This window comes from Streptomyces sp. NPDC088762 (assembly GCF_044750905.1).
In the GTDB taxonomy this organism is placed as follows: domain Bacteria; phylum Actinomycetota; class Actinomycetes; order Streptomycetales; family Streptomycetaceae; genus Streptomyces.
This window is the reverse complement of sequence record NZ_JBIVKT010000011.1, coordinates 78,709-99,411: the sequence shown is the minus strand read 5'-3', so window position 1 is coordinate 99,411 and position 20,703 is coordinate 78,709. Positions and strand designations below refer to the sequence as shown.

General features: G+C 72.6%; 17 protein-coding genes. 13 read left to right on the top strand and 4 right to left on the bottom strand.

Annotation, left to right across the window (positions count from 1 at the left end):
• Positions 1-12: 12 nt before the first annotated feature.
• The 6 genes from ACIP5M_RS23735 (at position 13) to ACIP5M_RS23710 (ending at position 8,563) form a co-directional block, all read left to right on the top strand.
• Positions 13-1,704: an acyclic terpene utilization AtuA family protein gene (locus tag ACIP5M_RS23735; RefSeq protein ID WP_401200642.1), complete on the top strand. Its 1,692-nt coding sequence runs from the start codon at positions 13-15 to the stop codon at positions 1,702-1,704.
• A complete protein-coding gene (locus ACIP5M_RS23730) occupies positions 1,701-3,299 on the top strand; it encodes an acyl-CoA carboxylase subunit beta (RefSeq protein ID WP_401200183.1) in 1,599 nt (532 codons plus the stop codon). The genes ACIP5M_RS23735 and ACIP5M_RS23730 overlap by 4 nt, the downstream gene beginning before the upstream one ends.
• Positions 3,300-3,313: 14 nt before the next feature.
• Entirely contained in the window at positions 3,314-5,230 is a 1,917-nt protein-coding gene (locus tag ACIP5M_RS23725; RefSeq protein ID WP_401200640.1) for a biotin carboxylase N-terminal domain-containing protein, read from the top strand.
• Positions 5,227-6,387, top strand: a complete 1,161-nt coding sequence (locus tag ACIP5M_RS23720) for an acyl-CoA dehydrogenase family protein (RefSeq protein WP_401200180.1) — start codon at positions 5,227-5,229, stop codon at positions 6,385-6,387. Before ACIP5M_RS23725 ends, ACIP5M_RS23720 begins: the two co-directional genes overlap by 4 nt.
• A gap of 851 nt (positions 6,388-7,238) precedes the next feature.
• On the top strand, positions 7,239-7,976 hold the full coding sequence (locus ACIP5M_RS23715) for an enoyl-CoA hydratase family protein (protein ID WP_401200177.1): 738 nt from the start codon (positions 7,239-7,241) through the stop codon (positions 7,974-7,976).
• Complete coding sequence (locus ACIP5M_RS23710; RefSeq protein WP_401200175.1) at positions 7,964-8,563, top strand: TetR/AcrR family transcriptional regulator; 600 nt, start codon at positions 7,964-7,966, stop codon at positions 8,561-8,563. Before ACIP5M_RS23715 ends, ACIP5M_RS23710 begins: the two co-directional genes overlap by 13 nt.
• 77 nt (positions 8,564-8,640) lie before the next feature.
• Here ACIP5M_RS23710 and ACIP5M_RS23705 read toward each other — a convergent pair whose 3' ends face one another.
• Positions 8,641-9,747, bottom strand: a complete 1,107-nt coding sequence (locus tag ACIP5M_RS23705) for a citrate synthase 2 (protein ID WP_401200173.1) — start codon at positions 9,745-9,747, stop codon at positions 8,641-8,643.
• A 200-nt stretch (positions 9,748-9,947) separates the two neighbouring features.
• Between ACIP5M_RS23705 and pdxH the strand changes: the two genes are divergently transcribed.
• Together pdxH and ACIP5M_RS23695 are read left to right on the top strand one after the other, a co-directional pair.
• A complete protein-coding gene (pdxH, locus tag ACIP5M_RS23700) occupies positions 9,948-10,610 on the top strand; it encodes a pyridoxamine 5'-phosphate oxidase (RefSeq protein WP_401200171.1) in 663 nt (220 codons plus the stop codon).
• A gap of 407 nt (positions 10,611-11,017) precedes the next feature.
• Positions 11,018-12,334 carry a PAS domain-containing protein gene (locus tag ACIP5M_RS23695; RefSeq protein WP_401200169.1) on the top strand — a complete coding sequence of 439 codons (1,317 nt, stop codon included), beginning with the start codon at positions 11,018-11,020 and terminating at the stop codon, positions 12,332-12,334.
• Here ACIP5M_RS23695 and ACIP5M_RS23690 read toward each other — a convergent pair.
• On the bottom strand, positions 12,331-13,650 hold the full coding sequence (locus ACIP5M_RS23690) for a serine hydrolase domain-containing protein (RefSeq protein WP_401200167.1): 1,320 nt from the start codon (positions 13,648-13,650) through the stop codon (positions 12,331-12,333). The genes ACIP5M_RS23695 and ACIP5M_RS23690 overlap by 4 nt on opposite strands.
• Before the next feature lie 101 nt (positions 13,651-13,751).
• Positions 13,752-14,507 (bottom strand): SIS domain-containing protein, encoded by a 756-nt coding sequence (locus tag ACIP5M_RS23685; RefSeq protein ID WP_401200165.1) that lies wholly within the window; start codon positions 14,505-14,507, stop codon positions 13,752-13,754.
• 210 nt (positions 14,508-14,717) lie between these two features.
• Between ACIP5M_RS23685 and ACIP5M_RS23680 the strand changes: the two genes are divergently transcribed.
• The 5 genes from ACIP5M_RS23680 to ACIP5M_RS23660 all read left to right on the top strand — a co-directional run bounded on the left by ACIP5M_RS23680 (position 14,718) and on the right by ACIP5M_RS23660 (position 19,206).
• Positions 14,718-15,410: a metal-dependent transcriptional regulator gene (locus ACIP5M_RS23680; protein ID WP_401200162.1), complete on the top strand. Its 693-nt coding sequence runs from the start codon at positions 14,718-14,720 to the stop codon at positions 15,408-15,410.
• Between the two features lie 527 nt (positions 15,411-15,937).
• The gene (locus ACIP5M_RS23675) at positions 15,938-16,852 is read left to right on the top strand and encodes an alpha/beta fold hydrolase (protein WP_401200159.1); all 915 of its coding nucleotides are present in this window, start codon (positions 15,938-15,940) and stop codon (positions 16,850-16,852) included.
• 78 nt (positions 16,853-16,930) lie between these two features.
• Positions 16,931-17,461 carry a hypothetical protein gene (locus ACIP5M_RS23670; protein ID WP_401200156.1) on the top strand — a complete coding sequence of 177 codons (531 nt, stop codon included), beginning with the start codon at positions 16,931-16,933 and terminating at the stop codon, positions 17,459-17,461.
• A gap of 45 nt (positions 17,462-17,506) precedes the next feature.
• A complete protein-coding gene (locus tag ACIP5M_RS23665; RefSeq protein WP_401200153.1) occupies positions 17,507-18,028 on the top strand; it encodes a regulator component in 522 nt (173 codons plus the stop codon).
• A complete protein-coding gene (locus tag ACIP5M_RS23660) occupies positions 18,028-19,206 on the top strand; it encodes an MAB_1171c family putative transporter (protein WP_401200150.1) in 1,179 nt (392 codons plus the stop codon). Before ACIP5M_RS23665 ends, ACIP5M_RS23660 begins: the two co-directional genes overlap by 1 nt.
• Before the next feature lie 11 nt (positions 19,207-19,217).
• Here the strand turns inward: ACIP5M_RS23660 and ACIP5M_RS23655 are convergent, their stop codons facing one another.
• Positions 19,218-20,645 carry a hypothetical protein gene (locus ACIP5M_RS23655; protein WP_401200148.1) on the bottom strand — a complete coding sequence of 476 codons (1,428 nt, stop codon included), beginning with the start codon at positions 20,643-20,645 and terminating at the stop codon, positions 19,218-19,220.
• Between the last annotated feature and the right edge of the window lie 58 nt (positions 20,646-20,703).

Here is a 20,703-nt window from a genome sequence, read left to right as displayed (position 1 = left end):
GCCCTGCGCGAGATGCTGACCGGCGGCCCGCTGGACGTGGTGACCGGCGACTACCTGGCCGAGCTGACCATGCTGATCCTCGGCCGTGACCGCCTGAAGAACCCGGACCTCGGCTACGCCAAGACCTTCCTGCGCCAGCTGGAGGAGGGTCTCGGGCTGGCGCACGAGCGGGGCGTACGGATCGTCGCGAACGCCGGCGGCCTGAACCCGGCCGGACTCGCCGATGCCGTACGGGCGCTGGCCGCCAAGGTGGGCGTGCCGGTGAGCGTCGCGCACGTCGAGGGCGACGACCTGATGCCGTACGAGGAGGGCGCACTGACGGCCAACGCCTACCTCGGCGGGGCCGGGATCACCGCCTGCCTGCGGGCGGGCGCGGAGGTGGTCGTGACCGGCCGGGTCACGGACGCGGCGCTGGTCAGCGGTCCGGCGGCCTGGTGGTTCGACTGGGCGCCGGACGACTACGACCGGCTGGCGGGGGCGGTGGTCGCGGGCCACGTCCTGGAGTGCGGAACCCAGGCCACCGGCGGCAACTACTCCTTCTTCACCGCGCACGACGTGCGGCGGCCCGGGTTCCCGCTGGCGGAGATCTCCGAGGACGGCTCCTCGGTCATCACCAAGCATCCGGGTACCGGCGGGGTCGTCTCGTTGGGCACGGTGACGGCCCAACTCCTCTACGAAACCCAGGGCGTCCGCTACCTCGGCCCGGACGTGACGGCCCGGCTGGACACGGTCCGGCTGTCCGAGGAGGGACCGGACCGGGTCCGCATCTCCGAGGTGCGCGGAGAGGCTCCTCCGCCCTCCCTCAAGGTGGGGCTGACCCGCCTCGGCGGCTGGCGCAACGAGGTGGTCTTCGTCCTGACCGGCCTGGACATCGAGGCCAAGGCGGACCTGGTCCGCGCCCAACTCGCCGGCCTGCTCACGGAGGTCGCCGACGTCACCTGGACCCTGTCCCGGACGGATCACGAGGACGCCCCGACAGAGGAGACGGCCGGCGCCCTGCTCCGTCTGGTGGTCCGGGACCCCTCCCCGGACCGGGTGGGCCGCCCCCTGACCTCCGCGGCCGTCGAACTCGCCCTGGGCAGCTACCCGGGCTTCCACGTCACCGCCCCACCGGGTCCGGCCCAGCCGTACGGGGTCTTCCGCTCGGCGTCGGTGCCCGCGGACGCCGTCCGCCACGCGGCGGTCCTCCCGGACGGCACCCGCCTCCCGATCCCCGCCCCCCACGGCGCCGACCGGGCATCTTCAGCCCCGCCGGCGTTCGAGGCGCGGGGGTCCGGGGCTCCGGGGGCGGAGCCCCCGGTTTCGGGAAGGGGCGGGGTGGGGGAGAGCCCCGCAGGGTCCACCACCCGCGCCCCCCTGGGGGCAGTGGCCGGGGCCCGCAGCGGCGACAAGGGCGGGGACGCCAACGTAGGCGTGTGGGTGCAGACCGATGCCGCCTGGGACTGGCTGCACCGCACCCTCACGGTGGAGACCCTCCAGGCCCTGCTCCCCGAGACCCGCTGCCTCCCCGTCACCCGTCACGCGCTGCCGCAGCTGAGGGCCCTGAACTTCACCATCACCGGCATCCTCGGCGACGGCGTCGCCTCCGGTCACCGCTTCGACCCCCAGGCCAAGGCCCTCGGCGAATGGCTCCGCTCCCGCCACCTCGACATCCCCACCCACCTCCTGCCGCCGCCACCCGCCCCGGAGGGGAACCGCCCGTGACCCGTCTCGCGACCACCGTCGACCCGCACGCCCCCGAGCACGCCCAGGCCCGTACCGCCGCCCTCGAACGCCTCGCCGCCCTCGACGCCGAGCACGCCAAGGCCCTCGCCGGCGGCGGCGAGAAGTACACCGCCCGCCACCAGGCCCGCGGCAAGCTGCTCGCCCGCGAGCGCATCGAGCTGCTGCTCGACCCGGACACGCCCTTCCTGGAGCTGTCCCCGCTCGCCGCCTGGGGCAGCGACTACCCCGTCGGCGCCTCCATGGTCACCGGCATCGGCACGGTCGAGGGCGTCGAGTGCCTGGTCACCGCCAACGACCCCACCGTCCGCGGCGGCGCCTCCAACCCCTGGACGCTGAAGAAGGCCCTGCGGGCCAACGAGATCGCCCGCCAGAACCGGCTCCCCTGCATCAGCCTCGTGGAGTCCGGCGGCGCCGACCTGCCTTCCCAGAAGGAGATCTTCATCCCGGGCGGTGCGATCTTCCGCGACATCACCCGGCTGTCGGCCGAGGGCATCCCCACCCTCGCCGTCGTCTTCGGCAACTCCACCGCCGGAGGCGCGTACGTCCCGGGCATGTCGGACCACACCATCATGATCAAAGACCGCTCCAAGGTGTTCCTCGGCGGGCCGCCCCTGGTCAAGATGGCCACCGGCGAGGAGAGCGACGACGAGTCCCTCGGCGGAGCCGACATGCACGCCCGCACCTCCGGACTCGCCGACTACTACGCCCTCGACGAGCACGACGCGATCCGCCAGGCCCGCCGCGTCGTCGCCCGCCTGAACCACCGCAAGCCGTACGGGGACCCGCCCAAGGCCGAGGAGCCCCTGTACGACCCCGAGGAACTCCTCGGCATCGTCCCGCCCGACCTGAAGACCCCCTTCGACCCCCGCGAGGTCATCGCCCGCATCGTCGACGCCTCCGACTTCGACGAGTTCAAACCGCTCTACGGCACCAGCCTCGTCACCGGCTGGGCCACCCTCCACGGCTACCCCGTCGGCATCCTCGCCAACGCCCAAGGGGTGCTGTTCAGCGCCGAGTCGCAGAAGGCCGCACAGTTCATCCAGCTCGCCAACCAGCGCGACATCCCGCTCCTGTTCCTCCACAACACCACCGGCTACATGGTGGGCAAGGAGTACGAGCAGGGCGGCATCATCAAGCACGGCTCGATGATGATCAACGCGGTCTCGAACTCCCGCGTCCCCCACCTCTCCGTCCTGATCGGCGCCTCCTACGGGGCCGGCCACTACGGCATGTGCGGCCGCGCCTACGAGCCCCGCTTCCTCTTCGCCTGGCCCAGCGCCAAGTCCGCCGTCATGGGCCCGGCCCAGCTCGCCGGCGTGCTCTCCATCGTGTCGAGGCAGTCCGCCGCCGCCAAGGGACAGCCCTACGACGAGGAAGCGGACGCCGGGATGAGGGCCTTCGTCGAGGCCCAGATCGAGTCCGAGTCCCTGCCGATGTTCCTGTCCGGGCGGCTGTACGACGACGGGGTCATCGACCCGCGCGACACCCGTACCGTCCTCGGCCTGTGCCTGTCGGCCGTCCACAACGCCCCCGTCGAGGGCGCCCGTGGCGGCTTCGGCGTCTTCCGGATGTGAGCCCGCAGATGACCATGCCCAGTACCTCGCCCTCGGCCCTCCTCGTCGCCAACCGCGGCGAGATCGCCGTCCGCGTCTTCCGGACCGCCCGCGCCCTGGGCCTGGACACCGTCGCCGTGTACTCCGACCCCGACGCCGACGCCCTGCACGTCCGAGAGGCCGACGCGGCCGTCCGCCTGCCCGGCGCCGCCCCCGCCGACACCTACCTGCGCGGCGACCTGATCATCAAGGCCGCCCTCGCCGCCGGCGCCGACGCCGTCCACCCCGGCTACGGCTTCCTCTCCGAGAACGCCGCCTTCGCCCGCGAGGTCCAGGCCGCCGGGCTGACCTGGATCGGGCCGCCCCCCGAGGCCATCGAGGCCATGGCCTCCAAGACCCGGGCCAAGGAGCTGATGCGCGCCGCCGGGGTGCCGCTCCTCGAACCCGTCGACCCGGCCACCGCCACCGCTGCCGACCTGCCGCTGCTGCTCAAGGCCGCCGCCGGGGGAGGCGGCCGCGGCATGCGCGTGGTCCGCGAGCTCGACGGCCTCAAGGAGGCCCTCGACGCGGCCTCCGCCGAGGCCCGCTCCGCCTTCGGCGACGGTGAGGTCTTCGCCGAGCCCTACGTGGAGCGCGCCCGCCACGTCGAGGTCCAGGTCCTCGCCGACGCCCACGGCACCGTATGGGCGCTCGGCACCCGCGACTGCTCCCTCCAGCGGCGCCACCAGAAGGTCATCGAGGAAGCCCCCGCGCCCGGCCTCCCCGAAGGCCTGCGCACCACCCTCCACGAGGCCGCCGTCGCCGCCGCCCGCGCGGTCTCGTACGAGGGAGCCGGCACGGTCGAGTTCCTCGTCACCGCCGACGGCCGCCCGTACTTCCTCGAGATGAACACCCGCCTCCAGGTGGAACACCCCGTCACCGAAGCCGTCTTCGGCCTCGACCTCGTCGCCCTCCAGCTGCGCATCGCGGCGGGCGCGGCCCTGCCCCTGACACCCCCGCACCCCACCGGCCACGCCGTCGAGGCCCGCCTCTACGCCGAGGACCCCGCCCGGGACTGGCGCCCCCAGACCGGCGTCCTGCACACCCTCGCCGTCCCCGGCCCGGTCCGCGTGGACACCGGCTTCACCGACGGGGACACCGTCGGCATCCACTACGACCCCATGCTGGCCAAGGTCATCGCCCACGCCCCCACCCGCGCCGAGGCCGTCCGCGTCCTCGCCCGCGCCCTGTCGGGAGCCCGGATCCACGGCCTGACCACCAACCAGGAGCTGCTCGTACGCTCGCTGCGCCACCCGGAGTTCACCGCCGGTCAGCTCGACACCGGCTTCTACGAGCGTCACCTCACCACCCTCACCGCAGCCGCCCCGGACGCCACCCTGTCCGCCCTCGCCGCCGCCCTCGCCGCCGCCGCGCCGGCCCCGGACGCCCCGCTCGCCGCCCGCCTCGGCGGCTGGCGCAACGTCCGCTCGCAGCCGCAGACCCGCCGCTACACGGCTGCCGGCACCGAGTACGAGGTGCAGTACCACCCCGTCGGCCACCCGGGCGTTCGGGTCCTGTCCGCCGAACGGCACCTCGTCACCCTCGAAGTCGACGGCGTCCGACGGATGTTCCACGTGAAACACAATTCGAACAAGCCGGAGGTCTACGTCGACTCCGCGCTCGGCGCCCACACCCTGAGCCCCGTCCCCCGGTTCGCGGACCCCCAGGACCGCACCGAACCGGGCTCCCTGCTCGCCCCGATGCCCGGCACCGTCGTCCGCGTCGCCGAGGGCCTGGGCCCCGGCAGCCCGGTCACCGCCGGGCAGCCCCTGCTCTGGCTGGAGGCCATGAAGATGGAACACCGCATCCTCGCGCCCGCCTCCGGCACGCTCACCGCGCTCCACGCCGCCACCGGCCAACAGGTCGAGTTCGGCGCCCTGCTCGCCGTAGTCCAGGAGGAACCGCAAGCATGAGCTCCGTCATCGAATCCCAGGAACACAAGGCGCTGCGCGCGGCGGTCGCCGCGCTCGGCCAGAAGTACGGCCGCGACTACCTCGCCCGCGTCGCCCGCGAGGGCGGCCACCCCGACGAGCTGTGGGCCGACGCCGCCACGCTCGGCTACCTTGGGGTCAACCTGCCCGAGGAGTACGGCGGCGGGGGCGGCGGCATCACCGAACTCTCCATCGTCCTGGAGGAGCTGGGCGCCGCCGGCTGCCCGCTCCTGATGATGGTCGTCTCACCCGCCATCTGCGGCACGGTCATCGCCCGCTTCGGCACCGGGGAACAGAAGCGGGCCTGGCTCCCCGGCCTCGCCGACGGCAGCCGCACCATGGCCTTCGGCATCACCGAACCCGACGCCGGATCCAACTCCCACCGCATCACCACCACGGCCCGCCGCGACGGCGACGAGTGGATCCTCAGCGGCCGCAAGGTCTTCATCTCCGGCGTCGACATCGCCGACGCCACCCTCATCGTCGGCCGCACCGAAGACGCCCGCTCCGGGCGCCTCAAGCCGTGCCTGTTCATCGTCCCCCGGGACGCCCCGGGCTTTTCCCGCACGGTCATCGACATGGAACTCCAGGCGGCGGAGAAGCAGTTCGAACTCGTCCTGGACGAGGTGCGCCTGCCTTCCTCCGCCCTGGTCGGCGACGAGGACGCGGGCCTGCTCCAGCTCTTCGCGGGCCTCAATCCCGAGCGCATCATGACGGCCGCCTTCGCCATCGGCATGGGCCGGTACGCGCTGGCCAAGGCCGTCGACTACGCGAAGACCCGGCAGGTGTGGAAGGACCCGATCGGCGCCCACCAGGCGATCGCGCACCCGCTGGCGGCGGCCCACGTCGAGCTGGAATTGGCGGGCCTGATGATGCGGAAGGCTGCGCTGCTGTACGACGCGGGGGACGACATGGGGGCGGGGGAGGCGGCCAACATGGCCAAGTACGCGGCGGGTGAGGCCTGCGTCCGGGCGGTGGACCAGTCGGTCCACACCCTCGGCGGCAACGGCCTCACCCGTGAGTACGGGCTGGCGTCCCTGATCACGGCGTCGCGGGTGGCGCGGATCGCGCCGGTCAGCCGCGAGATGATCCTCAACTTCATCTCCCACCAGACGCTGGGGCTCCCGAAGTCCTACTAGCCGGCCCCTTGCGCGGGGTGCGGCCGAGTGGATGCAGCTCCAGAACCCCGGGCTCCGCCGGGCGCCTCAAACGCCGGCGAGGCTGAATGTGCCCGGGGCGGCTCCGCGGGTGCGGCTCAAAGACGCGGGGCTCCGCCCCGCACCCCCGCTCCTCAAACGCCGGAGGGGCTGGATGTGGCCGGGGCGGCTCCGTGGGTGCGGCTCAAAGACGCGGGGCTCCGCCCCGCACCCTGCTCCTCAAACGCCGGAGAGGCTGGATGTGGCCCCTGCCGTCCGCCCGACTCGTCTGGATGCCCGAAGGGCAGCCTCGCCGTCACGAGCAACACGGGTCACCCGGGCCAACTCCAGCCTCGCTGGCACTTGCAGCACAGGGGGACCCGGGGCAACTCGGGCCTTGCTGGCACGCGCAGCACGGAGCACCTGGGGCAACTTCGGCCTTGCCGGCCTTCGCAGCTCGGCGGGACCTGGGGCAGCTCCGGCCTTGCTGGCACGCGCAGCACGGAGGCATCCGGGGCAAGTTCAGCCTCGCCGGCACTTGCAGTACGGGGCACCGGGGCCACTTCAGCCTCGCCGGCGTTTGAGGCGCGGGGGCCGGGGCGGAGCCCCGGGGCGGCCGCCAGGCCGCTGCCTGGACGCACGCCCCGCCCCGGGGTGCCGGTCCCGGCCCTGCCGAGGGCCGGGCGGAGCCCGGCGGCCCCGCCGGGGGACCGGCACCGGCCCTGCCCAGGGCCGCCGAGCCGAAGCCCGCCAAGCCGGCGCAGCAAAGGGCAGCAAAGGGCCCGCCGAGCCCGACGCAGTCGGTACCGCATAGCCTCCCTCGGGAGGACCCGCCCACCCCCTCCGGAGGAGACATGCCCCCCGTCGTGCACGCCGCCGAGGCGACCGGTATCGCCGGCCTCACCCTCGACTCCCCGGCCAACCGCAACGCCCTCTCCGCCACCCTCGTCGGCGAGCTCCGCACGGCCCTCGCCGGCGCCGCCGCGGACCCGGCGGTCCGGGCCGTCGTCCTCACCCACACCGGCAACACCTTCTGCGCCGGCGCCGACCTCACCTCCCCCTGCGACCCTGCCGACTTCCTCGCCCTCCTCCGCGAGATCGCCGAGCTGCCCAAGCCGGTCATCGCCCGCGTCACCGGGCACGTCCGGGCCGGCGGCCTCGGGCTGCTCGGCGTCTGCGACATCGCCGCCGCCGGGCCGCAGTCCTCGTACGCCTTCACCGAGACCCATCTCGGCCTCGCCCCCGCGGTGATCTCCATGCCGCTGCTCCCGCGCCTCGACCCGCGCGCCGCCACCCGCTACTTCCTCACCGCCGAGCGCTTCGACGCCGCCGAGGCCACCCGCATCGGCCTGCTCACCCTCCACGCGGACGACGTGGACGACGCGCTGGCGCCCGTCCTCGCCGGACTCCGGGCCGCCTCCCCCCAGGGCCTGGCCGCGACGAAGGCGCTGACCTCCGCCGCCGTACGGGAGGCCCTCGCCCGCGACGGCTCCCGCCTCACCGAGCTGTCCGCAGGACTCTTCGCCTCCGCCGAGGCCCGCGAAGGCATCACCGCCCGCTTCGAACGCCGGGAGCCGTCGTGGGCACTGTGACCGACCCCCGCCACCCCAAGCAGGCCCGCAGCCGCGTCACCCGCCGCCACCTCCTGGAGGCGGCCGTCTCCTGCCTGGCCGAACACGGCTGGGCGGGCTCCACCGTCGCCGTGGTCGCCGAACGGGCCGGGGTGTCCCGGGGGGCGGCCCAGCACCACTTCCCCACCCGCGAGGACCTCTTCACCGCCGCCGTCGAGTACGTCGCCGAGGAACGCTCCACGGCCCTGCGCGAGCTCTTCCAGGCCGGCCCGGCCGCCCGCCCCGCCGTCGTCGAGGCGCTGGTCGACCTGTACACGGGCACCCTCTTCCGGGCCGCGCTCCAGCTCTGGGTCGCCGCCTCCAACGAGGAGCAGCTGCGCCCCCGCGTCTCCGAACTGGAGGCCCGCGTCGGCCGCGAGACCCACCGCATCGCGGTGGAGCTGCTGGGCGCCGACGAGTCCGTGCCCGGCGTACGGGAGACCGTGCAGGGGCTCCTGGACATGGCCCGCGGCCTGGGCCTGGCCAATGTCCTGACCGACGACACGGCGCGCCGGGCCCGCGTGGTGGCCCAGTGGTCCCGCATCGTCGAGGCGACCCTGACCCCGTGAACGCGCGAGGGCGCCGCACCCCGCCACAACGGGATACGGCGCCCAGCCGGCGCGAGCGCCACCGGCGGCCGGAAGGCTCAGGCGGTCTCGGCGATGTCCCCGTAGCCCTCGATCTCCTGCGGGTTGCGCCGCCCCGGCCCGATGTAGCGGGCCGACGGCCGCACCAGGCGGCCCGTGCGCTTCTGCTCCAGGATGTGCGCCGACCAGCCGGCGGTACGGGCGCAGCTGAACATCGAGGTGAACATGTGCGCCGGCACCTCCGCGAAGTCCAGCATGATCGCGGCCCAGAACTCCACGTTCGTCGCGAGCACCCGGTCGGGGCGCCGCGCGTGCAGCTCCTCCAGCGCGGCCTTCTCCAGCGCGGCGGCGACCTCGTAGCGCGGCGCGTCCAGCTCCTTGGCCGTGCGCCGCAGCACACGGGCGCGCGGGTCCTCGGCACGGTACACGCGGTGCCCGAAGCCCATCAGCCGCTCGCCCTTGTCGAGGGCCTTCTTCACGTACGCCACGGCGTCGCCGGTGCGCTCGATCTCCTCGATCATGCCGAGCACGCGGGACGGCGCCCCGCCGTGCAGCGGCCCGGACATCGCGCCGACCGCTCCGGACAGCGCTGCGGCCACGTCCGCACCGGTGGAGGCGATCACCCGCGCGGTGAAGGTGGAGGCGTTCATCCCGTGCTCGGCGGCCGAGGTCCAGTACGCGTCGACGGCCTTGACGTGCTTCGGGTCCGGCTCGCCCCGCCAGCGGATCATGAACCGCTCGACGACGGACTCGGCCTTGTCGATCTCCTTCTGCGGCACCATCGGCAGACCCTGCCCGCGGGCGGACTGGGCGACGTACGACAGTGCCATCACGGCCGCGCGCGCCAGGTCGTCGCGGGCGGTCTGCGCGTCGATGTCGAGCAGCGGTTTCAGACCCCACACGGGGGCGAGCATGGCGAGCGCCGACTGCACGTCGACGCGGATGTCACCGGAGTGGACCGGGATCGGGAACGGCTCGGCGGCCGGCAGGCCGGGGTTGAACGCACCGTCGACCAGCAGGCCCCACACGTTCCCGAAGGAGACGTGACCGACGAGGTCCTCGATGTCGACCCCGCGATAGCGGAGCGCACCGCCTTCCTTGTCGGGTTCGGCGATCTCCGTCTCGAACGCGACGACCCCTTCGAGCCCGGGTACGAAGTCGGACATCAGGCGGCTCCTCAAATAGTGCGAACACGCGCGGCTCCCGGCGTGATTCGCGGTCCGGCGCGGTCATCCCCGTTGATGCCCGGCACGGCCGATGGTCACCCGTGTGGGCACCCTCGGACCGGCCCCAAGATTTTGTCCGTTCCCGGTGGACTGCGGAAGCGTGACATACGGCACACCCGCGGCGGTCTTCCTGCGGCAGGATGGCACGCGTGACCGACCAGGACCTTGATCCCGCCACCATGCGCAAGCAGTACCGCTCGCAGATCGTCGACGAGGAGAGCCTCGCCGATGACCCGATGCGGCAGTTCGCCCGGTGGTTCCAGCAGGCCGCCGACGCGCAGGTCTTTGAACCGAACGCCATGATCGTCTCGACGGCGACCGCCGACGGCCGGCCCAGCTCCCGCACGGTGCTGCTGAAGCAGTTCGGCGAGCGGGGCTTCGTCTTCTTCACGAACTACGCCTCCCGCAAGGGCCGCGAACTCGACGAGAACCCGCACATCGCCCTGCTCTTCCCCTGGCACCCGATCGCCCGCCAGGTCGTCGTCACCGGCACGGCGGCCCGGGTCGGCCGGGACGAGACGGCCGCGTACTTCCGCTCCCGCCCGCACGGCTCGCAGCTGGGCGCCTGGGCGAGCGAGCAGTCCACCGTGATCGGCTCCCGCGCGGAACTGGACCGGCGCTACGCCGAGCTCGCCGCCCGCTACCCGGAGGGCGAGCAGGTCCCCGTCCCGCCCCAGTGGGGCGGCTACCGGGTCACCCCCGACGAGGTGGAGTTCTGGCAGGGCCACGAGAACCGCCTCCACGACCGCCTGCGCTACGTCCTGGACGCGGACAAGTGGCGTATCGAGCGCCTCTGCCCGTAGTTCCGCCCCTGGCGGCCGGGCGAGCCGGAAAAGCAGGCGAGCGGGCCGGAAAAGCAGGCGACCCGCGGGCTCGGGTCTCTCCCCTGCAGTGGGAGAGGCCGGCCGGACGTACCGGCGAGCCCGCGGGTCGGGTGACTGCTGTGGATTGGCGCCAGGCGATCCGCCGGGCACCGCACTGGGTGCGTGCGACGACGGGCGCTTAGCCCGCAGCCACCTCACGCGTCCGGTTTCCGTACATTTCGGGAACCACCTCCCTTCTCGTGTACGTCAGAGCCTAGGCACACGCCTCCGCCGCGACAACCATTTATTTCCGCCTGCCGAATCCACGGAAAGCGGTGTGGGCTGCGTCACGTTCCAGTTGAATGATCTGACGTGCCGCACACGCGAACACCTGCAGGGGGTGCCAGGTGAGTGCTTCCGGACGTAGTGACACCGCCGACGATCTGCTCGCAGCGCTGCTGGACGGGATGGACGCCGCCCTGTGCGCGTTCGACTCCGACGGCGTGATCACCCACTGGAACCGTGAGGCCGAGCGGATCCTGGGCTGGTCCGCGGCCGAGGCCGTGGGGCGCAAGGGGTTCGAGGGGTGGGCGGTACGGGCCGCCGACGCGCAGGACGTGCAGGACAGACTCATGGCCGCCCAGGAGGTGCCCGGGCGGCAGGTGCACGAGTTCGCGCTGGTGACCAAGGACGGCGGGCGCGTCCTCGTACGGACCCAGTCCGCCGGGGTGCCGGGGGCCGACGGGAAGCCCGCCGGGGTGTACTGCGCCTTCAGCGAGGTGCACGCCCAGATCGACCTGGAGCGGTCCATCGCGCTGAGCGAGGCCCTGCTCGACGACGCCTCGTGGGGCGTCGTCCTCGTCGACGTGGACCTGCGCCCGGCGGTCGTCAACGCGCACGCGGCCCGCGCCTTCGGCTCGGCCCGCACCGCACTCCTCGGCCGCCCGCTCGGGGAGCTGCTGACCCAGGGCCTCGAGGAGATCGAGGGCGCCCTCCAGCACGTGCTCGCCGAAGGCGCCCCGCCGGCGCCCGTGGAGCTGTGGGTGTCGGTGCGCACTCCGGAGGGGGTGCGGCGCCGGTGCTGGCGGTGCGGGTTCCTGCGGCTGGCCTCGCCGCTCGCGGAGGAGCCCGTGCCGCTCGGCGTGGGCTGGCTGTTCCAGGACGTCACCGAGGCCCGGCAGGCCCAGCTGGACACCGCCCAGCTGCGGTTCCGCGCCCATCAGCTGCACCGCGCGGGGCGGGCCGCCGGTGAGTGCGACGACCCGGCCGAGGCGGCCGCCGTACGCCTGGAGTACGCCCTCGCCGGCTTCGCCGACCACGTGCTGCTGGACGTACTGGATCCCTCGGCCGGCCCCGAGCGGCGCAGGCTCGTACGGTCGGCCGTGTCACCGCCGGCGCTGCCGGGGCCCGGTTCGATCCCCGTCCGGTACGAGGCCGGGCACCCGGTGTTGCAGGCGCTGGACCGGATCGGCTCGGTGCGGACCAGCGCCCCGCGCGGGCAGGCGGACGCCGCCTGGGCACGGGCCCGCCACTGGCCGGAGGGGGCGGTGCACGTCCTGTGCACGGTGCTGCGCAGCCGGGGCAGGACGGTGGGGGCGCTGACGTTCGTGCGCGGTGCCTCGCGGGCCGCCTTCGAGCGGCCGGACGCGGAGTACGCGGAGGAGGTCGCGGCCCGGGTCGCCGCCGACCTGGACCTGGTGGCCGCGGATACCCACACCCCCTAGTGCTGGTTCTCGCCGACCTGGGACGGGGAGGGCAGGTTCCACAGGTGGTCCGGGGTGACGACCTGCGTGATGGCCCGGCCGATCGTGGTGCTGTACGAGCCGCCGCGGTCCACGTCGGAGTTGATCAGGATGACGAGCGTGGCCTTCTGCTGCGGCAGCTGGGCCGCGACGGTCTCGTATCCGGGCAGCTCGCCGTTGTGCCCGAGCCAGCCGTTGACGTCGGCGATGCCGAGGCCGTACGAGATCCCCGGCACGCCCACCGTCTCCGTGCGCAGCCGCTCCGCCTGGGTGGCGGGGGTCAGCAACCGGCCGTCGGCCAGCGCCGGGACCCAGGCGTGCAGGTCGTCGAGGTCGGAGATGACGGCTCCGGCGGCCCATGCCCAGGAGGGGTTCCAGGTGGTGGACTCGGTGAGGGCGCCGGTCGGGGTGAAGTTCGTGTAGCCCTGCGCGTGCGGCTCGGGGAACTGCGTGCCGGTCGGCAGGGAGGTGCTCGTCAGCTTCAGCGGCCCGAACACGTGCTGCTGGAGGAAGGTGTGCAGCGGCTGTCCGCCGGTCTTCTCGACGACCAGGCCGAGCAGCACGGTGTTGGTGTTGCTGTACTGCCACCGCGCGCCCGGGGTGAAGTTCGGCGGGTGGGAGAAGGCGAGGCCGAGCAGCTGCCGCGGGGTGTAGGAGCGCTGCGGGTCGGTACGCAGGGAGTCGAGGAACTTCTGGTCGCTGGTGTAGTCGTACAGGCCGCTACGCATGGCGGCGAGCTGCCGCAGGGTGATCTTGTCGCCGCCCGGGACGCCGTCGACGTACCGCGAGACCGGGTCGTCGAGCCCGACCCGGCCCTGGTCGACGAGCTGGAGGAGGGCGGTGACGGTGAAGGTCTTGGTGACGCTGCCGATGCGCATGTGCAGGCCCGACTTCATGGGCGTGCCGGATTCCCGGTCGGCCACGCCGAAGGACTTCACGTAGTCGCCGCGGCCGGCCATCCAGAGGCCGACGATCACGCCGGGGATGCCGTCCTTCTTCATGGCCGCGGTGATCGCCGCGTCGAGGCGGGCCGCGGTGGCCGGGTCGAGGTCCTGGCCGACGGCGCCGTGCCGTGTGTCGCCGTCGTGCCGTACGGCGGTGGTGACCGCCGCCGTACGGGCCGGGGTGGCCGTGGCCGAGGAGGCGGAGGCCGCGCCGGTGGTCAGGAACAGCAGGAGCGCGGCCGCAGCGGCCCGCAGGGCCCGGCGGGAGGCGCGGGGGGCGGTGGGCGCCGGCTTCGGTATCGGCTCGGGTGGGGGCGCCGGCTTCGCCTTGGGGGCGGGAGGAGTGGCGGACATGGCCGGTCACCTCTGATCTCCGGGGCCCCGAGTTCCGTACCCACCATCGTAGGAACGCGTCCCGGGCCCGGCGACCGGCCGGCGACCGGCCGGCGGCGCCGTCAGTGGCGGAAGAAGATCCGGTCGCCGTACTCCTGCATCACGCGGCCGTTCCACTCGTGGCCGCCGTCGACGTTGCCCGAGCGCAGCAGCGGGGGCTCGATGCCCCGGTCGGCGAGCCCACCGGCCGCCGCGGCCATGACCGCTTGCATGATCGCGCTGGTCACGACGGTGGAGGCGGGGGCGAAGGGGGCGTCGATGCCGTCGAGGCTGAGTTCGGCGTCGCCGACCGCGATCTTGCTGTCGAGGACCACGTCGCAGTGGTCCTTGAGGAACGTGCCCGAGACGTGCCGCGACTTGGTCTCCGTCGCGTACGCCACCGAGGTCACTCCGATCACCTTGAGGCCGATCGCGCGGGCGTTCATGGCCATCTCGACGGGCAGGGCGTTGCGGCCGGACAGGGAGATGATCACGAGGACGTCGCCGTGGGCGGCGGGGCTGCTGTCCAGGACGGCGCCGGCCAGGCCGTCCACCCGTTCCAGGGCGCTGCCCAGCGTCGCGGGCATGACGTCGATGCCGGCCGTGCCCGGAACGGCGAGGAAGTTCATCAGCGCGAGCCCGCCGGCCCGGTAGACCACGTCCTGGGCGGGCAGCGAGGAGTGTCCGGCGCCGAAGGCGAAGAGCCGGTTCCCGGCCGCCACGGCGTCGGCGATGAGGGAGCCGGCCTCGGCGATCCGCGCGGCCTCCTCGTCGCGCACCCGCTCCAGCAGGCCGATGGCCGCGTCGAAGAACTGACCGGCCAGCTTGCTCTCGCTCATGCGCCGTGACCCTTCCAGAGGTGGGGAGCGTCGGTGTCCGCCGCTCACCGTGCGGTCTGGACCAAGCGCGTGTCAATACGAACGTCAATCCCCGGGCGGGAGAGGTCCGGGACGGTCCGGGACGGGCCTTGACTCACGGCACGGGACGGTTGTCGGCCCGATGCGTCAGAATTGGGGGCAGGGCCAGCGCACGCAATCCGAGGGGCACGAATGTCCGGACTGATCGATACCACGGAGATGTATCTCCGCACCATCCTCGAGCTGGAAGAGGAAGGCGTGGTCCCCATGCGCGCCCGTATCGCCGAGCGGCTCGACCAGAGCGGTCCGACGGTGAGCCAGACGGTGGCGCGCATGGAGCGGGACGGGCTGGTGTCCGTCGCCACCGACCGCCACCTGGAGCTCACGGAGGAGGGGCGGCGGCTGGCGACGCGGGTGATGCGCAAGCACCGGCTCGCCGAGTGCCTGCTCGTGGACGTCATCGGCCTGGAGTGGGAGCAGGTGCACGCCGAGGCCTGCCGCTGGGAGCACGTGATGAGCGAGGCGGTGGAGCGGCGGGTGCTGGAACTGCTGCGCCACCCGACCGAGTCGCCGTACGGGAACCCGATCCCGGGGCTGGAGGAGCTGGGCGAGAAGGCGGAGGCCGACCCCTTCCTGGAGGACGGCATGGTCAGCCTGTCGGAGCTGGACCCGGGTACCGAGGGCAAGACCGTGGTCGTGCGGAGGATCGGCGAGCCGATCCAGACGGACGCGCAGCTCATGTACACGCTGCGCCGCGCGGGCGTGCAGCCCGGCTCGGTGGTCAGCGTGACGGAGTCCCCGGGCGGGGTGCTCGTCGGCTCCGGTGGTGAGGCCGCCGAGCTGGAGGCGGAGGTCGCCTCGCACGTGTTCGTGGCCAAGCGCTGACTCGCAACCGATCGGGATGCGGAGGCGGATTCGGAGCCGGACCCGGACGGGGAGCCGGTTTCGGACTCGGACCCGGATCGGGATCCGGCTGACAGGGCTCCGCGGACGCGGCATCGTTTACGTGGACCCGCGGAAACGCGGACCCGGAAAGACGCGGACCCGCGGAGACGTGGACCCGCAGAGACGTGGAGCCGTGGAAGCGGACGCGTCGCTCCGGGCCCGCCCGAAGCGGATCCGTCCGCACCGCCCACCCGCCCTTGCGCATCGGCCTCGGAAAGTGGACGGTCCCGGCGCCTCGCGGCGCCGGGACCTGTCCTCCCCTGGTGACCTGGAGCCCCGAGCTCTCAAGGTCGTCCCCTTCGGACCGTCTTCCCCGAGCGGCCCGCCTCCCTGTTGAAAGGATCTCCATCGGCAGCGGCAGCCAATCCTTGAGGAAGGTCACTCGAAAGAGCGGTGTTGGAGGCGGGAAGCCCGTTTTCGAATACGGGTTCGATAGTCTGGCCGGGAGTGAAGGGGGTGCATCCTCGGTGGTACAGCGCATCGATGTGACCGCGGCCGACGGCGTGCGTCTGGCCGCCTGGGAGTTCCGCGAGCCGGCGGCCGAAGCGGCGGCCGGCCCCCGAGCGGGGGAAGCGGAACCGGGCCGGGACGCCCGTCCCGGCGTGCTGTTACTCCACGGCCTGATGGGCCGGGCCTCCCACTGGGCCGGCACCGCCCGCTGGCTCGGCGAGCACCGCCGCGTCGTGGCCCTGGACCAGCGCGGCCACGGCCAGAGCGACCGCCCGCCGGCCGACCGCGACACCCAGGCCGCCCTCGGGCGCGAGGCCTTCGTGGCCGATGCCGAGACGGTCGTCGAGCAGCTCGGCCTCGCCCCGGTCACCCTGATCGGCCACTCCATGGGCGCCCTCACCGCCTGGCAGCTCGCCGCCCGGCGCCCGGACCTCGTCGAAGCCCTGGTCATCTGCGACATGCGCGCCTCGGCGCTCGGCGAGGCCTCGCAGCAGGACTGGGAGGACTGGTTCCGCCGCTGGCCCCTGCCCTTCCCCACCCAGGACGCCGCCCGCCGCTGGTTCGGCGAGGACGACCCCCGGGTGGAGCGCCCCGACCCCGGCCGCGGTGCCTTCTTCGCCGAGGTCATGCACGAGGCCCCGGACGGCTGGCGCCCCCTCTTCTCCCGCCGCCAGATGCTGACGGTCCGCGAGACCTGGGTCCACGACGCGCACTGGGAAGAGCTGGCCCAGGTCCGCTGCCCCACCCTGGTGGTCCGCGGCCTCGACGGCGAACTGGGCCGCGCCGAAGCCCAGGAGATGGTCCGCGTCCTCCCGGCCGGCCAGTACGCCGAAATCCCCGACGCGGGCCACTACCTCCACTACGACCACCCGACGGCCTGGCGCGCGGCCCTGGAACCGTTCCTGGACGGCATCAAGGCCGCCGCGCCCTGACCGCCCGAGCCCGCGCCCCGCAGCACCCGAGCCCCCCTGCCGACGGTACGGTAGGGGGGCTGATCGGGGAGGCGCAGAGTGAATGCAGAACGGTCCGGCGCAACCGGTGTACCGGATGAAGCGGCCCGTCCCGCAGAGCGTGCCAGGAAGATTGCCGACAGGCTGGACGGGCTCATCGCCCGGGAGGCGGCCAAGGCGGGTGGGAGGGCCCCGACTTACCGCGAGCTCGCCGACCGCATCAACCGGCTGGCGGGCCGGGACGTCATTTCCAAGGACACGATCCGCAACCTCCAGCACGGCGTGAACCAGAAGGGACAGGTCCCCAACCCCACGGTGGACACGCTCGACTGGCTAGGCCGGGGCTTCGGGATCCAGGCGGGAGCGAGCTACTTCCTGGACGACTCCAAGGCGGCCGTCGTGGACGAACAACTCGCCCGGCTGGAGAAGATCGGCGACCTGCGGCAGGCCTTGGGCAACTCCGAGGTGGTCAGCCTGGTCCAACGGGCGTCCGGTCTCTCGGACGGTAGCCTGCACATGCTGGTCGCCCTCGCCGACAAGCTCAAGCAGCTGGAGCAGGGCGCCGCCGAACGCGCTCCGGACAACACCTGATACTGCAGGTGGTATCCGACGCCCCAGAAGGAACGTTTCTTCCCCATGCCGCTTCCCCGAGGCCTGCGCAAGCGCTGCGAGGGCATACTCGCGGGCCTTGACCTCCCGCACCCGTTCACCGTCGACGGTTTCCGTGCGTCGCTGGAGCAGCAGCGCGGGCGACCGATCGCCATGGAGCCGCTCCCGGAGCTCGGGCGGGACGCGCCGTGCGGCCTGTGGATCGCGCTGCCGAGCATCGACGTCGTCTTCTACGAGCAGCACACCAGCCCCGCCCACCAGGACCTCATCAAGCTCCACGAACTCGGCCACGTCGTCTGCGGTCACACCGGCGTCTTCGAACTCTCCCAGCTGACCGCGCTGCTGCCCGATCTGACGCCGGACATGGTCACACAGGCCATGGGCGCCGGACGGACCAGCTACGACACCGTCGAGGAACAGGAGGCCGAGATGATCGCCCTGCTGCTCGCCGACCTCGGCGGGGCCGCTCCGGTGACCGGCCCCGCCGCCGACCGCCTGGCCGAGAGCCTGCTGCACCCCATACGTTCCCGCCGCTGGAGGAAGCGCTGATGCGCCCGCTGTTCGAATGGCTGATGCCGGTCCTGGCCTGGAGCGTGGTGATCTGGCGGGCCCCCTCGGCTTTCACCACACGGGCGAACCGCGCACTGTGGTTCACCTTCGTGTCGGGTGCGGTCGGGCTCAGCACCCGCCCGCCCTGGATCGAGCGCATCCTGGAAACGGTCACCGGCATCGGCGACGCGACGTTGTTGATCAAACACCTCGCCGGTATCGCCGCGGCCTCATTCCTTCTCGACTACGTGCACGCCATTCACAAGCGCCCTCATCAGGAGCGCGCGTCCCGCCTGAGGCTCGCCTTCACGGGCGCCGCGATGGCCGTCCTGACCGTGCTCTTCGTCTTCTTCCTCCCGCACGACTTCACCGGCGCGTACGGCATCGACGCCCACTACGGCCACCCCGGCGTCCAGCTCTACCTCGCCGTCTTCTACCTCGTGTACGGCGTGGCCAGCGCGCAGGCGACGGTCCTCTTCTGGTCGAACCGGCGCAACGTGCCCCCGGGCCTGGTGCGGGCCGGAGTCACCTGTCTCGCTGCCGCCACGGCCAACGGGCTCCTCTACACCCTGTACCGGGTCTACTTCATCCTGCGGGAAGGGGATTCCAAGACGTTCGATGCCGACGGCAATCCCGTGCCCCTCACGGACCCGATCTGCGAACTGCTTCCCGCCGTGTCGGTCGTCCTGCTCGTTCTGGGCGTATCCGTACCGCCGACGCGCACTCTCCTTCGCTACCTCCGCGACCAGCGCGCCCTGTGGCGGCTCCATCCCCTGTGGGCGGACCTGGTCACGGCGGTACCGCACGTGGTCCTGGGCACTCCCACGAGCCGCATCCGCGACCTGTTCACTCCCGGCGACCGCTCCCTCGACGTCGCCCACCGGGCGTTCGCGATCCGCGACGCCGCCCTCGTGCTGCGCGACGACAGCTCGGGGCAGCCCGAGCCCGCCGGGTCGGCGGAACCTGACAGGGGTGAGGACCCGGCCCGCACCGAGGCCGAGTGGCTCCGCGCCGCGGTGGAGCAGCGGGCGCGGAACCTGCCGGCTCCGCCGCTTCCCGCCGTACTCGACCGCACCACCGGCGGCCGCACCCCGCGCGAGGAGATCGCGTGGCTCCTCAATGTCGCGTCCTTCTACGCGAAGACGCCGGACGAGGAGGCTCTCCCCGTCCGGCGGTAAGTCGGCTTCGGTCAGGCGATGGCTCCGCCGGGGAGTTCGGTCCAGTCGGTGGTCCACTGGCCGGCGGTGTAGTCGGCGTCGATGGTGTAGATGCGGTTGTCGGTGCCGACGGCGTAGAGGTGGACGGTGTTTCCGATGGCGGTGCTGGTGAGGGAGCGGATGGGGCTGTTCTTGACCTGGGTCCAGGTGCCGGTCCACTGGCCGGTGGTGTAGTCGCCGTTGGTGGTGTATAGGGTGTTGTCGGAGCCGATGATGTTGAGGCGGACGGTGTTTGCGGTGGCGGCTGCGGTGATGGCCTTGGCGCCTGCGGCTCCGCCGGGGACTTCGGCCCAGTCGGTGGTCCACTGGCCGGCGGTGTAGTCGGCGTCGATGGTGTAGATGCGGTTGTCGGTGCCGATGGCGTAGAGGTGGACGGTGTTGCCGACGGCGGTGCTCGTCACGGAGCGGATGGGGCTGTTCTTGACCTGGGTCCAGGTGCCGGTCCACTGGCTGGTGGTGTAGTTGACGTCGGTGGTGTAGAGGGTGCCGTCGGAGCCGATGATGTTGAGGTGGGCGGTGTCGCCGGTGAGGGCGGCGGTGAGGCCCTTGGCTCCGGCTGCGCCGCCGGGGACTTCGACCCAGGGGGACCAGGTGCCGGTGGTGAGGTTCTGGTCCTTCATGTAGACCTTGCCGCTGCCGCCGATGCCAAATTCGTGCAGGACGTTGTTGTAGGTGACGCTGGTCAGGTGGGTGAGCCCGGCGCCGTCCTGGTGGTTCCAGCCGGCCCAGGCGCCGGCGGTGTAGTTCCCCTCGTTGGTGTAGAGGGAGCCGTCCGAGCCGACGAGCCCGACGCGCACGGTGTTACCCGAAGCCGACGCGGACAACAGGGACGGGGCCGCCGCGGTGGTTACGGCGTCGTCGACGATGTTGTCGTAGCGGAGGGCCTTGTAATAGCTGGTCGGCCAGCCCGCGATGGAGCTGCTGTTGATGTTCGCCGAGTACTTGTTCGTCAGGACGCTCTTGTTCTGCTCCGCGTAGTACGTGAAGGTGCCCGCCGACTTGTCGTTCCAGCCGCCGAAGAGGATGACGTGGGCCTCGGAGTAGTTCAGTGCATCACCCGGAAGCATCGAGGACTTGCCGATCTCGGACGAGATGTTCGGCAGCGTCTGGGTGACGTACGACTGGGTGGCGTGCCAGGCCATGGACACGTAACCCGAGCAGTCCTCGCGGTAGTTGGTGCCGGATCCGTCGGTGTACCAGCCGGACTGGTTGTACGGGACTCCCTGGTCCACCCAGAACTGGGCGCGGGCCATCACCTCGCTTCGGGTGATCTTTCCGCCCTTGGAGGAGGCGGCCTGGGCGGGTGCGGCCGCCACGGCGGTCAGAGCGGTCGCGGCGAGGCCGGCGGTGATCAGGGCCGAGGTGCAGCGCAGGACGGAGGAACGCGTGACGCGGGACATGGGTCTCTCCTGGCAGGTGTGTGGGAAGTGAGTGGTGGTGCTGGGTCTGGGGTCGGAC

Coding starts and splice junctions, on each gene's coding strand:
- ACIP5M_RS23655 (WP_401200148.1), bottom strand. CDS start 20,645: ATGTCCCGCGTCACGCGTTCCTCCGTCCTGCGCTGCACCTCGGCCCTG.
- ACIP5M_RS23715 (WP_401200177.1), top strand. CDS start 7,239: ATGCCCCCCGTCGTGCACGCCGCCGAGGCGACCGGTATCGCCGGCCTC.
- ACIP5M_RS23725 (WP_401200640.1), top strand. CDS start 3,314: ATGCCCAGTACCTCGCCCTCGGCCCTCCTCGTCGCCAACCGCGGCGAG.
- ACIP5M_RS23720 (WP_401200180.1), top strand. CDS start 5,227: ATGAGCTCCGTCATCGAATCCCAGGAACACAAGGCGCTGCGCGCGGCG.
- ACIP5M_RS23680 (WP_401200162.1), top strand. CDS start 14,718: ATGTCCGGACTGATCGATACCACGGAGATGTATCTCCGCACCATCCTC.
- ACIP5M_RS23665 (WP_401200153.1), top strand. CDS start 17,507: ATGCCGCTTCCCCGAGGCCTGCGCAAGCGCTGCGAGGGCATACTCGCG.
- pdxH (WP_401200171.1), top strand. CDS start 9,948: ATGGCACGCGTGACCGACCAGGACCTTGATCCCGCCACCATGCGCAAG.
- ACIP5M_RS23685 (WP_401200165.1), bottom strand. CDS start 14,507: ATGAGCGAGAGCAAGCTGGCCGGTCAGTTCTTCGACGCGGCCATCGGC.
- ACIP5M_RS23735 (WP_401200642.1), top strand. CDS start 13: ATGCTGACCGGCGGCCCGCTGGACGTGGTGACCGGCGACTACCTGGCC.
- ACIP5M_RS23660 (WP_401200150.1), top strand. CDS start 18,028: ATGCGCCCGCTGTTCGAATGGCTGATGCCGGTCCTGGCCTGGAGCGTG.
- ACIP5M_RS23690 (WP_401200167.1), bottom strand. CDS start 13,650: ATGTCCGCCACTCCTCCCGCCCCCAAGGCGAAGCCGGCGCCCCCACCC.
- ACIP5M_RS23705 (WP_401200173.1), bottom strand. CDS start 9,747: ATGTCCGACTTCGTACCCGGGCTCGAAGGGGTCGTCGCGTTCGAGACG.